At 55.1% G+C, this 13,029-nt stretch carries 11 protein-coding genes; 3 read left to right on the top strand and 8 right to left on the bottom strand.

What is annotated here, in order from left to right; genetic code table 11:
- On the top strand, positions 1-717 hold a 717-nt coding region (gene prpB, locus Q3970_RS06565), incomplete at its 5' end, for a methylisocitrate lyase (RefSeq protein WP_303099793.1).
- 87 nt (positions 718-804) lie between these two features.
- Positions 805-1,959 (top strand): 2-methylcitrate synthase, encoded by a 1,155-nt coding sequence (gene prpC, locus Q3970_RS06560; RefSeq protein WP_303099796.1) that lies wholly within the window; start codon positions 805-807, stop codon positions 1,957-1,959.
- 361 nt (positions 1,960-2,320) lie between these two features.
- On the opposite strand, the gene dapB is transcribed toward prpC, so the two are convergent.
- Both dapB and Q3970_RS06550 read right to left on the bottom strand, forming a co-directional pair.
- Positions 2,321-3,133, bottom strand: a complete 813-nt coding sequence (dapB, locus tag Q3970_RS06555; RefSeq protein ID WP_303099792.1) for a 4-hydroxy-tetrahydrodipicolinate reductase — start codon at positions 3,131-3,133, stop codon at positions 2,321-2,323.
- A gap of 15 nt (positions 3,134-3,148) precedes the next feature.
- Complete coding sequence (locus Q3970_RS06550; protein ID WP_303099795.1) at positions 3,149-3,586, bottom strand: outer membrane protein assembly factor BamE; 438 nt, start codon at positions 3,584-3,586, stop codon at positions 3,149-3,151.
- A 163-nt stretch (positions 3,587-3,749) separates the two neighbouring features.
- Between Q3970_RS06550 and fur the strand changes: the two genes are divergently transcribed.
- Positions 3,750-4,187 (top strand): ferric iron uptake transcriptional regulator, encoded by a 438-nt coding sequence (gene fur / locus Q3970_RS06545; protein WP_303099791.1) that lies wholly within the window; start codon positions 3,750-3,752, stop codon positions 4,185-4,187.
- Between the two features lie 141 nt (positions 4,188-4,328).
- Here fur and rpoD read toward each other — a convergent pair whose 3' ends face one another.
- The 6 genes from rpoD to pflB form a co-directional block, all read right to left on the bottom strand.
- Positions 4,329-6,290 carry an RNA polymerase sigma factor RpoD gene (gene rpoD, locus Q3970_RS06540; RefSeq protein WP_303099790.1) on the bottom strand — a complete coding sequence of 654 codons (1,962 nt, stop codon included), beginning with the start codon at positions 6,288-6,290 and terminating at the stop codon, positions 4,329-4,331.
- 155 nt (positions 6,291-6,445) lie between these two features.
- A complete protein-coding gene (dnaG, locus tag Q3970_RS06535; RefSeq protein WP_303099789.1) occupies positions 6,446-8,221 on the bottom strand; it encodes a DNA primase in 1,776 nt (591 codons plus the stop codon).
- Positions 8,222-8,297: 76 nt separating this feature from the next.
- Positions 8,298-8,744 (bottom strand): GatB/YqeY domain-containing protein, encoded by a 447-nt coding sequence (locus Q3970_RS06530; RefSeq protein ID WP_303099788.1) that lies wholly within the window; start codon positions 8,742-8,744, stop codon positions 8,298-8,300.
- Between the two features lie 156 nt (positions 8,745-8,900).
- The gene (gene rpsU, locus Q3970_RS06525) at positions 8,901-9,113 is read right to left on the bottom strand and encodes a 30S ribosomal protein S21 (protein ID WP_303099787.1); all 213 of its coding nucleotides are present in this window, start codon (positions 9,111-9,113) and stop codon (positions 8,901-8,903) included.
- A gap of 547 nt (positions 9,114-9,660) precedes the next feature.
- Positions 9,661-10,461, bottom strand: a complete 801-nt coding sequence (gene pflA / locus Q3970_RS06520; protein ID WP_303099786.1) for a pyruvate formate lyase 1-activating protein — start codon at positions 10,459-10,461, stop codon at positions 9,661-9,663.
- A gap of 156 nt (positions 10,462-10,617) precedes the next feature.
- Positions 10,618-12,903 (bottom strand): formate C-acetyltransferase, encoded by a 2,286-nt coding sequence (gene pflB / locus Q3970_RS06515; RefSeq protein ID WP_303099785.1) that lies wholly within the window; start codon positions 12,901-12,903, stop codon positions 10,618-10,620.
- Positions 12,904-13,029 lie beyond the last annotated feature (126 nt).

The raw sequence follows: 13,029 nt of genomic DNA, 5'->3' as shown, positions 1-13,029 counted from the left end.
TGCGGCATTCCCGATTTGGGCATCACCACCATGGAAGACGTGCTGATCGACGCGCGCCGCATCACCGACAACGTTGATACGCCGTTATTGGTAGACATCGACGTAGGCTGGGGCGGCGCTTTCAACATCGCCCGCACCATCCGCAACTTCGAGCGCGCAGGCGTGGCCGCCGTGCATATCGAAGACCAAGTGGCGCAGAAACGCTGCGGCCACCGCCCCAACAAAGCCATCGTGCCACAAAGCGAAATGGTTGACCGCATCAAAGCCGCCGCAGATGCCCGCGTGGACGAAAACTTCGTGATTATGGCACGCACCGACGCACTGGCGGTGGAAGGTTTGGATGCCGCCGTCGAACGCGCCCAAGCCTGCGTGGAAGCGGGTGCGGATATGATTTTCCCCGAAGCCGTAACCGAGTTGGGCATGTATAAAAAATTCGCCGGAGCCATGAAAGTGCCGGTGCTCGCCAACATCACCGAATTCGGCGCCACCCCGCTCTACACCCGGCAGGAGCTGGCCGAAAACGGCGTGAAACTCGTGCTCTACCCGCTCTCCACTTTCCGCGCTGCCAGCAAAGCCGCACTGAACGTTTACGAAGCGATTATGCGCGACGGCACACAGGCCAACGTGGTCGATACCATGCAAACCCGCGCCGAACTCTACGAACATCTGAACTACCACGATTTCGAGCAGAAATTGGACGCCCTGTTCAGCAAATAACAACAACCGTTTGCCAAAACCTTTCAGACGGCCTCGTTTTCATTACAGGCCGTCTGAAAAACAACACCAAATCCACAACAAAGGAGAATCCGAATGACTACCGAAACCCCGATTTTCAAACCCAAAAAATCCGTAGCCCTTTCAGGCGTGGCCGCAGGCAACACCGCACTGTGCACCGTAGGCCGCAGCGGTAACGACTTGAGCTACCGCGGTTACGACATTCTCGATCTGGCCGAACACTGCGAATTCGAAGAAGTCGCCCACCTTTTGATTCACGGCCGTCTGCCCAACAAATTCGAGCTGGCCGCCTATAAGAAAAAACTGCAGTCCCTGCGCGGCCTGCCGATTCGTGTAATCCAAGTGCTCGAAAGCCTGCCCGCGCACACCCACCCGATGGACGTTTTACGCACCGGCGTATCCATGCTCGGCTGCGTACACCCCGAACGCGAAAGCCAACCCGAAAGCGAAGCGCGCGATATTGCCGACAAGCTCATCGCCTGCTTGGGCAGCATGCTGCTTTATTGGTATCAGTTTTCACACAACGGCAAACGCATCAAAGTAGAAAGCAAAGAAGACAGCATCGGCGGCCATTTCCTGCACCTGCTGCACGGCAGACGCCCCGGCAAATCTCATGTTAAAGCCATGCATGTTTCGCTGATTCTCTATGCAGAACACGAATTCAACGCCTCCACTTTCACCTCGCGCGTGATTGCCGGCACAGGCTCCGATATTTACTCGTGCATCACCGGCTCCATCGGCGCACTTAAAGGCCCCAAACACGGCGGTGCCAACGAAGTGGCTTACGATATTCAGAAACGCTACCGTAATGCCGACGAAGCCGAGGCCGACATCCGCGAACGCATCGGCCGCAAAGAAATCGTTATCGGTTTCGGCCACCCCGTTTACACCGTATCCGACCCGCGCAACGTGGTGATTAAAGAAGTGGCGCGCAAACTGAGCGCCGAAACCGGCGATATGCGCCTCTTTGACATTGCCGAGCGTTTGGAAAGCCTGATGTGGAACGAGAAAAAAATGTTCCCCAACCTCGACTGGTTCTCTGCCGTTTCCTACCAAAAACTCGGCGTGCCCACCGCCATGTTTACCCCGCTGTTCGTGATTTCACGCACCACCGGCTGGAGCGCGCATGTTTTGGAACAACGCCAAGACGGCAAAATCATCCGCCCCGGCGCCAACTACACCGGCCCCGACGACCTGCCGTTTGTGCCGATGGAAGAGCGTTAACCCTGCCCTACCGCAGATAACGGAACACAACCGTTAAAAAACTTCAGACGGCCTTGTAAAGCATGACAGGCCGTCTGAAAGTTTTTATCACCGGTTTGTGTTTGAAGGCATGGGGCTTTGCCGGTTATTCCGTCATCTTAAAAATCTGCGTCATGCCCGGGCTTGACCCGGGCATCTCGTTGTTTTGGAAGAAGTAACAGATACCCGGGCCAAGCCCGGATATGACGAAACATAAATAAATTCAGGATTAAAACGGATCTTTGCAAAATATCGGTCAGAGGCCTTCGCAAGTTGTTTAGGCCGTCTGAAAAAATATTTTCAGACGGCCTGATATTCACTCAATACAATCACAAAGAGCAAGCTACTGATTTTTCAACCCCAAAACATCCTGCATATCAAACAGGCCGTTTTGGCGGCTGCGCAGCCACACGGCAGCGCGCACGGCACCGGAGGCGAAAGTCATGCGGCTGGAAGCTTTGTGGGTGATTTCCACGCGCTCGCCGTCGGCAGCAAACAAGGCTGTGTGGTCGCCGACGATGTCGCCGCCGCGTACGGTGGCGAAACCGATGGTTTGCGGATCGCGCCCGCCGGTGTGCCCTTCGCGGCCGTAAACGGCGCATTGTTTCAAATCGCGGCCGAGCGCGCCGGCAATCACTTCGCCCATACGCAGGGCCGTGCCGCTGGGGGCGTCGACTTTATGACGGTGGTGCGCTTCGATGATTTCGATATCGTAGCCTTCGTTGAGCACGCGGGCGACGGTATCGAGAATATGGAAAGTGAGGTTGACGCCCACGCTGTAATTGGCGGCGGACACGACGGCGGTTTTTTCGGCAGCCGCTTGAATGGCGGCCTTGCCTGCTTCGTCGAAGCCTGTGGTGCCGATCACCATTTTCACACCGGCCTGGACGCATTGTGCCAAATAGGCCAACGTAGGTTCGGGGCGGGTGAAGTCGATCAATACGTCGCTGGCGGCCAGCACGGCATCGGTATCGCTGCTGATGGCCACACCGGTTTTGAGGCCGACGGCATAGCCGGCATCCAAACCCAATGCGCCTGAACCGGCGTGCTCAAGTGCGCCGCTCAATACGGCATCGGGGTGGCGGCTGACGGCTTCCACCAATACGCGCCCCATGCGTCCGTCGGCACCGGCGATGGCGATTCTTAATGCGGTCATGTCTTTATCCTGAAGTTATTGCGGATCGGGTTGGAAAGCGGGTTGCGGCTGCCGGGGTTGCTGCGGCTGCTGAACGGGGCGCGGGGCGGCGGCCTGCTCGGCCCGAAGCTGCTGCACGGCGTGTTCGATGGCATTGCCTTCGGCGCGCACCAGTTGGTCGTTATTGAAATAGAGGGTCAGCGTGCGCTGATCGGAAATCACACCGTTACGGGCGATGTTGAACGTATAGTCCCAACGGTCGGCATGAAACGGATCGCGCAGCAGCGGCGTGCCCAGCAGCAGCTGCACCTGCTCGCGGCTCATGCCCGGTTGCAGCGACACCACGGCACGGGCATCCAATTCGTTGCCCTGCACCACTTTCAGTTTGTAAGAGGGAAAATGCGATACGCGCTCGGAAGAGCAGCCGGCCAGCCCCAACAGGGCGGCAATGGCCAAGCACAAGGTTTTATTCACTGGTTTACCTTTCATCAAAAAGCCGTTTCCGGCCCGGATATAGTTAGTTATCAATATGCCTGAAAGGTTCAGGCCATTAAAAACCTTTATTATCAAATAGTGGGCAAAGCCGCTAAAAATGCGTATTATAACGGCAATTGAACCACAAGGGTATGAGAGGATTATGGAAAATAATTTCAGCAATATCGCCCAGTTGAAAGACAACGGCCTGAAAGTAACCGGCCCGCGCCTGAAAATCCTGGATTTGTTCGAAACCCATGCCGAAGAGCACCTGAGCGCCGAAGATGTTTACCGCATCCTGCTCGACGAAGGCATCGAAATCGGCGTGGCCACCATCTACCGCGTGCTGACCCAGTTCGAACAGGCCGGCATCCTGCTGCGCCACCATTTTGAAACCGGCAAGGCGGTTTACGAACTGAACCAAGGCGGCCACCACGACCATATCGTGTGCGTAAAATGCGGTAAAGTAACCGAGTTCCACAATGAAGAAATCGAACAGCTGCAAGACAGGATTGCCGAAGAAAACGGCTATAAAGTGGTGGATCACGCTTTATATATGTACGGCGTATGCAGCGGATGCCAGCAGAAAGGCAAACGCTGATTCTGTCTGTCCCCCGCGTTCCGGACGGTACGATGACGATATCCTGCCCTTCCGGAACGTTTCATGCACAGCCGGAAAGGCCGTCTGAAAATTGTATTTTCAGACGGCCTTTCCATACCAAACAACCTTATTTGTGTTTACCTACTGCTTGTTTTCTTCGCTGTCCAAGAAGCTGCGCAGGCGGTCGCTGCGGGTGGGGTGGCGCAGCTTGCGCAGGGCTTTGGCTTCAATTTGGCGGATACGTTCGCGGGTAACGTCGAACTGTTTGCCCACTTCTTCAAGCGTGTGGTCGGTGTTCATATCGATGCCGAAACGCATTCTCAGCACTTTTGCCTCGCGCGGGGTGAGGCTTTCAAGCACTTCTTTGGTTACTTCGTGCAGGCTCGAATACATGGCGGCCTCGGCGGGGGCGATGTTGTTTATATCTTCGATAAAATCGCCCAGATGCGAATCGTCGTCGTCGCCGATGGGGGTTTCCATCGAAATCGGCTCTTTGGCGATTTTCATGATTTTGCGGATTTTTTCTTCCGGCATTTCCATCAGCTCGGCCAGTTTGGCAGAATCGGGCTCTTCACCGGTTTCCTGCAGGTATTGGCGCGAGATACGGTTCATTTTGTTGATGGTTTCGATCATGTGCACCGGAATGCGGATGGTGCGCGCCTGGTCGGCAATCGAACGGGTAATCGCCTGGCGTATCCACCAGGTGGCGTAGGTTGAAAACTTGTAGCCGCGCCGGTATTCGAATTTATCCACCGCCTTCATCAGGCCGATATTGCCTTCCTGAATCAAATCGAGAAACTGCAAACCGCGGTTGGTGTATTTTTTTGCAATCGAAATCACCAGGCGCAGGTTGGCCTGAATCATTTCCTGCTTGGCTGCGGCGGTTTCTTTTTCGCTGACCACCATGTTTTTGTTGATTTCTTTCAGCTCTTCAATGGAAATCTGAGTTTGGGTTTCCATATTTGCCAGCTCGGCCTGCTTCTCGATGATGGCATGGCGGAAGCGGTCGAGCGCGCTGCTCCACACATTGCTTTTGGCGATTTCGGCTTCCACCCATTCAAGGTTGGTAATATCGGGCAGGAAATGGGCGATAAAATAATCGCGGTCCATGTGCACGCGTTCCAGGCAGATGTCGCGGATTTCGCGCTCAAGCCTGCGGATGTTGTCGACACGGTCGCGCAGGCTGCTGCTCAGGCTTTCAATCTGGCGCGTGGCAAAACGCACTTCGAGCAGCTTGGAGGCTATGGCGTCACGGTGTTCGAGATAAGCGGCATGGCGGCTGTTGTGTTCGGAGAGTGCGGCAATCATTTGATTGTAATCGGCTTCGATTTTTTCAAAATGTTCCAGCACTTTCTGCTTCAGCTCTTCCAGGTTGGTAGCGGCAATGGCTTCTGCGCTGCCTTCGTCTTCTTCATCGTCGTCGCTTTCATCACCGTCATCGTCGCCCTCATCGGTGTCGGCGGAGGCGGTGGCCGGTGCGGTTTCGAGATGCCCCAAACCGAGTTCGTTCAACAGCACTTCGTTGGGGTCGATAATGGCTTCTACCACTTCGTCGACTTTGATTTCATCTTCGCGGATGCGCTTGATTAATTCGAGAATCTCGGCAACCGAACCGGGGCAGGCAGAAATTGCCTGCACCATGTTTTTGAGGGCATTTTCGATTTTTTTGGCGATAATGATTTCGTCTTCGCGGGTGAGCAGGTCAACCTGCCCCATTTCGCGCATATACATGCGCACGGGGTCGGTGGTGCGGCCGAATTCGCTGTCCACGCTCGACAGAGCCGCCTCGGCTTCGGCTACGGCGTCATCATCGGTGATGGCTGCGGTGTTGTCGCTCATCAGCATTTCTTCGGCATCGGGCGCCTGCTCGGTTACTTGGATACCTAACCCGGCAATCATGCTGACGATGTTGTCGATTTGCTCGGCGTCCGACATATCGTCGGGCAGCGCGTCGTTGATTTCGGAATAGGTGATGTAACCGCGCTCTTTGCCCATGATGATGAGCTGGCGCAACCGCGCCCGCTGCTCTTCGAGGGTCAGCGGGCGGTTGTCGTCTTGTTCTTCGTATCCGCCGTCGCGGACACCGGTGTTTTCGTTGGACATAGAATATTCTCGGGTTAAAACGGTTTAACGGGAATAAGGCCGTCTGAAACATGGGAAATGGGGTTCTGCGGTAGGTACAAGACGACTCGGTTGCAGTGGTATGTATGTGTTTTCAGACGGCCTGCGGATTGTATTCGCAAGCCTGTTTCAAGGTTTCAATGTGCTGCGGGCGTCAATAAGGCCAGCAGCAGCTTTTTTTCGCTTTCGCTCAAACCGCCCTGCCGGCTTTTTTGTTTCAACATTTCAATTTGGGCGTATTTTAACTCATTCAGCAGTTTTTTCATGCCGAGTTTGAAACTTTCGCAATCTTCTTCGCTGCTGCTTTCCAGCTCTTCCGCACCGTACTGCATGTTTTGGAAAATGCGGTTGACGGTGGCTTCGTAAGGCGTGCCGCGCATATGTTCCAAAATCTGTGCGCTGCCCGGCGGCTCCGTGCGGCTGTTGATAAGCTCGGCAAGGTTGGCCAGGCAGGCGAAATCGCCGCTAAGGTTCAGATATTCGGGCAGCTCTATATATGCAGCCCATGCGGGATTTATCAAGAGGCTGCGTATCTGCCGCTCTACTAGGGTTGACATCTGCGGCTGCCTGAAAGTTTCCTGCGGCAGCTTGTAATTTTTCTGCTTCACGTGCTGCTTGGGCGCTTCCTGCCCCAGCAGGCGGGCGAGATTGGCGGGATCGATGCCCACTTTGCCGCCCAATTCCTGTTTCAGCAGAAAGGATAACGCGGGGGCGGTAATCCGGGCGAGCAGCGGGGCGCTGGTTTTCACCAGCTCGGCCTTGTCTTCTTGCGTGTTCAGATTGAGGCCGTCTGAAAGGTGTTCCCAAAAATAGGCCGACAAGGGCTTGCTTTGGTTGAGCAGAACGTCTTCAAACTGCGCTTTGCCGTAGGCACGGATATAGCTGTCGGGATCGTGCTCTTCGGGCAGAAACAGAAAATGCAGCGTTTTGCCGTCTTTCAGCTGCGGCAGCGCATTTTCGAGTGCGCGCCATGCGGCCTTGCGCCCTGCCCTGTCGCCGTCGAAGCAGAAATAAATGCTGTCGGTTTGCCGCATCAGGATTTTCACGTGCTCGGCGGTGGTGGCGGTGCCGAGCGCGGCCACACCGTAACCGATGCCGAACTGCGCCAGCGCCACCACGTCCATATAGCCTTCCACCACCAGAATGCGCCCTGCTTCTTTGATGGCGGCGCGGCCTTCGTGCAGGCCGTAGAGGTTGCGGCCTTTGTCGAACAGCGGCGTTTCGGGCGAATTGAGGTATTTCGGCTCGCCTTTGTCGAGCACGCGGGCGCCGAAGCCGATAACCTGCCCGCGCGGGTTGCGGATCGGAAACATGATGCGGTCGCGGAAGCGGTCGTAATGTTTGCCGTCTTTTTCCACCACCATGCCGCTTTCCACCAGCGGGGTGTTGGGATAGGGCCGGAACACCTGCGCCAGCGGCTGCCAGCCGTCGGGCGCATAGCCCAGGCCGTAATGCTCGATGATTTCGGCGCTCAAGCCGCGTTTGCGCAGGTATTCCTGCGCGCGCGCATCCTGTTTCAGACGGCCTCTGTAAAAAGCGGCGGCGGCTTCGGTGGTTTCTTCCAGCGTTTGCTGTTTTTTCTTGCGCTCGGCGCGCTGTTCGGGGTTGTCCTGCCGGGCGTGCGTGCGCGGCACGGTCAAACCCGTGCGGTCGGCCAGATACTGCACGGCCTCGGTAAAGCCCAACCCCTGATACTCCATGATAAAACCGATGGCCGTGCCGTGCGCGCCGCAACCGAAGCAGTGGTAAAACTGCTTCTGCGGGCTCACCGAAAACGACGGCGATTTTTCTTTGTGAAACGGGCAGCAGGCCATATAGTTGGCGCCGCCTTTTTTCAGCGGCACATGCTCGTCGATAATATCGACGATATCGACTTTGGCCAGCAGCTCGTCTATAAATTCGCTGGGTATCATGGTTTTTTATTCGAGGCCGTCTGAAAAACGGCAACGGGTTAGGCCGTAATCCGTTTCAGACGGCCCTGTTTGGCAATCAGGCCGCCAACATTGCTTTGAGCACTTTATTCACTTCGCCCATATCGGCTTTACCGGCCAGGCGGGTTTTCAAAACGCCCATCGCTTTGCCCATATCGGCCATGCCGGCGGCGCCGGTTTCGGCCACGGCTGCCGCTACGGCGGTACGGATTTCTTCTGCCGACATCATCTGCGGCAGATAGCGTTTGAGCACTTCGGTTTCGGCGTTTTCTTTGTCGGCCAGGTCGTTGCGGCCTGCATCGGTGTAGATTTTCGCGCTGTCGTTGCGCTGTTTGACCATTTTGGTGATGATGGCCGCCACTTTGGCATCGTCTGCCTCCGTGCGTTCGTCCACTTCAAACTGTTTGACGGCGGCATTAATCAGGCGCACGGTAGAAAGCGTTACGCTGTCTTTGGCGCGCATGGCGGTTTTCATGTCTTCGGCAAGTCGGGCTTTCAGGTTCATAGTGTCGTTCGGTCAAATCAAACAATCGGTATGGCTTCTAATGGTGCCGTCCGGTAAAAAAATCAAGTTTTCAGACGGCATACAAAACCAAAAACACCGCAAAGCCTAAGCCTTACGGTGTGCATTGCTTTCGCCGCATCGGAAAGCGCGGCGGATTTAGTAGAGTTTCGGGGGCAGTTGCTGGCTGCGCAGGCGTTTTTGCAGGCGTTTGACGGCAGCGGCTTTTTTGCGTTTGCGCTCGGTGGTCGGCTTTTCGTAGGCTTCGCGGGCGCGCAGCTCGGTGAGCAGGCCGGTTTTTTCCACAGCGCGTTTGAAACGGCGCATGGCAACTTCGAAAGGTTCGTTTTCTTTTACACGGACAGCAGGCATTTTTTATTCCTCAATCAAAATCGGTTACAGGCCGCCGCTTTGTTTTCAGACGGCCTTAAAAATAGGTTAGGTGTGTATCGCAAGTTTTGCCAAACGGCAGGGCGGGATACGCGCCGTGATGTAAACACCACCTCCTAACGGCACGGCAGCAACAGGCTGCCGAAAAATTACCCGCCGTATTCAAACGGCGGCAGACGAATTGGCGGATTATCTTAGCAACGGCTTGGTTTGTCAAGAAAAACGGCGGTGATGCCGACTTTTTCTACCCAGGCATCAGGCTGTTGGTTTTACAAAATGCCAAAGTTACCGGGTTGCCAAAAGTTTGTGTTCCGCCATACCCGGTTATTCTCTTTTGGCAGGGAAATCAAGAAAATAAAGATACCCGGGTCAAGCCCGAGTATGACGGTAATAAATAGATGACGGTAATCATATGGAAACGGATTTCACAAAACCATCAGGCCGGGAGCTTTGCAAAATTCTTTGAGGCCGTCTGAAAAAAAACCATGCTGTCTGCCTGCTTTCAGACGGCCTGATAGGCGTTAACGGCCTACAGAATAATATTTTTACCGTAACCCTCTAAAATTTCTTTGATTTTTAACACGGTTTCTTTGGGCGGCGGGTGTACGCCCTTGAGTTTGTATTCGTCGCCGCACAGCTCCCATTTGTGCGCGCCCAGTTCGTGATACGGCAGAAGCTCCACGGTTTCCACGTTTTCCATACCACCGATAAATCCGCCGAGCAGGTTGGCCGAACGTTCGTCGTCGGTGTAGCCGGGCACGATCACATAGCGCACGCGCACGGGTTGGTTGCGCTCGGCCAGATAGCGGGCGAAGTTGAGGGTTTTGGTGTTGGGAATGCCCACCAGCACTTTGTGGATTTCGGGATCAATCTGTTTCAGGTCGAGCATCACCAGATTGGTGTGGTCGAGCAGGTCGTCGAGGATTTCGTCGTAATGCAAGGCGTAGCCGTTGGTGTCGAGACAGGTGTGGATGTCGTGCTCGCGGCAGGCGGTGAACCAGTCGCGCAGAAATTCGTATTGCAGCAGCGGCTCGCCGCCGGTTGCGGTTACGCCGCCTCCGGTGGCTTTGAGGTAGTGGCGGTATGACAGCACCTGTTTCATCACCTGCTCCACGGTAAGCTCTTGCGATTTGTCGGTGTGCATATCCCAAGTGTCGCGGTTGTGGCAATAGAGGCAGCGCATCAGGCAGCCTTGCAGAAACAGCACGAAACGCAGGCCGGGGCCGTCGACCGTGCCGCAGGATTCGATGGAATGCACGACGGCGGTGCCGTGGTAGCCGCGACGGCCTTCGTGGTGTTCGTTTTCGGGTTTGATGGTGTAGGTTTGCATGACGGTTGTCTTTTTTGGTTTTACACGGGTTGGTTTGACGATGAAATAAAACGGTGTTTTTGAAACAGGTTTCAGACGGCCTGCATCATCCGTGAGGCCGTCTGAAAAAATGCCGGGCTGCGAACCCGGCATTTTGATAACGAACCCTGAACCGGATTACATGCTTGCCGTAAAGGTGCGGGTAATCACGTCTTGCTGCTGCTCGCGGGTCAGCGAGTTGAAGCGCACGGCGTAACCGGATACGCGGATGGTTAACTGCGGATATTTTTCCGGGTGTTCCATCGCATCCATCAGGGTTTCGCGGTTGAGCACGTTCACGTTCAGGTGTTGGCCGCCTTCGGTTTCGCCGGCCTCATGGTGGAAATAACCGTCCATCAGGCCTGCCAGGTTGCGTTCGCGGGACTGCTCGTCTTTACCCAATGCGCCCGGCACAATCGAGAAGGTATAGGAAATACCGTCTTTGGCGAACTCGAACGGCAGTTTGGCTACCGAGCTGAGCGAAGCCACCGCACCGTTCACATCGCGGCCGTGCATGGGGTTGGCGCCGGGTCCGAACGGTGCGCCTGCGCGGCGGCCGTCGGGGGTGTTGCCGGTTTTTTTGCCGTAAACCACATTGGACGTGATGGTGAGCACGGATTGGGTCGGAATCGCGTTGCGGTACATCGGGTGGGTGGCCACTTTGCGCATGAAGCGTTCCACCAAATCGCAGGCGATGTCGTCAACGCGGTCGTCGTTATTGCCGAACTGCGGGTATTCGCCTTCGATTTCAAAATCAACAGCAATATTGTTTTCGTCGCGCACGGGTTTCACTTTCGCGTATTTGATGGCGGAAAGCGAGTCGGCGGCTACCGACAAACCGGCGATACCGCAGGCCATGGTGCGTTTGATGTCGCGGTCGTGCAGGGCCATCAGCGCGGCTTCATACGAATATTTGTCGTGCATATAGTGGATGATATTCAACGCGGTAACGTATTGGGTGGCCAGCCAATCCATAAAGCTGTCCATTTTTGCCATCACGGTGTCGAAATTCAGCACTTCGTCGAGAATCGGCTCGGATTTGGGGCCGACCTGTTCTTTCGATTTTTCGTCCACGCCGCCGTTGATTGCATACAGCAGGGTTTTGGCCAAGTTGGCACGCGCGCCGAAGAACTGCATTTGTTTGCCGACCACCATCGGGCTGACGCAGCAGGCAATGGCGTAGTCGTCGCTGTTGAAGTCGGGGCGCATCAAATCATCATTTTCGTATTGGATAGACGAAGTGTCGATGGATACTTTGGCGCAGAAATGTTTGAAGCCGTCGGGCAGCTGCTCGGACCACAACACGGTGATGTTCGGCTCGGGCGAAGGCCCCATGTTATAGAGCGTGTGCAGGAAGCGGAAGCTGTTTTTGGTTACCAGCGTGCGGCCGTCCAAGCCCATGCCTCCGATGGATTCGGTAGCCCAGATCGGATCGCCTGAGAACAGTTGGTCGTATTCGGGGGTGCGCAAAAAGCGCACCATACGCAGCTTCATCACCAAATGATCGATCAGCTCTTGCGCTTCGGTTTCGGTTAACGTGCCGTTTTGCAGATCGCGCTCGATGAAGATGTCTAAGAAAGTGGCCACACGGCCGAACGACATGGCGGCGCCGTTTTGTGATTTCACGGCAGCCAAGTAGGCAAAATAAGTCCACTGCACGGCTTCGCGGGCGTTTTTGGCGGGGCCGGAAATATCAAAGCCGTAGCCGGCGGCCATTTCTTTCATTTGACCCAAAGCTTTGTGCTGTTCACTGATTTCTTCTCGGCGGCGGATAACTTCTTCCAAGTTTTTACCGGCTTCCAAATCGGGTTGCAGCGAGTTGAACTGCGCCACTTTGTCGGCCATCAAACGGTCGATACCGTACAACGCCACGCGGCGGTAGTCGCCGATGATGCGGCCGCGGCCGTAAGCGTCGGGCAGGCCGGTCAGCACGCCTGATTTGCGGCAGCGGCGGATATCGGGGGTATAAACGTCGAACACGCCCTGGTTGTGGGTTTTACGGTATTTGGTAAAGATTTCGGTTACGGTGGGGTTCAGCTCCACACGGTAGATATTGCACGAATCCTGCACCATTTTCAGGCCGCCGAACGGCATGATGGAGCGTTTCAGCGGTTCGTCGGTTTGCAGGCCGACTACGGTTTCCAAATTTTTGTCGATATAGCCTGGGCCGTGGCTGGTAATGCCGGAAACCGTTTGGGCGTCGATTTTATAAGGCTCGTGGGTGCGGTTTTCCACTTTGATGCCTTCCATCACTTCGGCCCACAGTTTGACGGTGGCTTCGGTGGCGGGGGCTAAAAAGTCGGCGTTACCTTCATAAGGCGTGTAGTTTTTCTGAATAAAATCACGTACGTCAATACTGTTCTCCCACTCGCCGGCTTTAAAGCCGGCCCATGCAGCGGGGCGCTCCTGTGTGGTGGCAGCCATTTTTAACTCCTTGTTTTCAAAAATATAAGAAACAGATTATGTAAAACTTAACGGGCACAGGATAGCACTGATTCAAAACAGGTGCGCTGCAATTTTATTGAAATAAAATTACTTATTGATATAAAT

Source organism: Neisseria sp., assembly GCF_030530745.1.
Lineage (GTDB): Bacteria > Pseudomonadota > Gammaproteobacteria > Burkholderiales > Neisseriaceae > Neisseria.
This window is presented reverse-complemented; position numbering and strand designations above follow the sequence as displayed.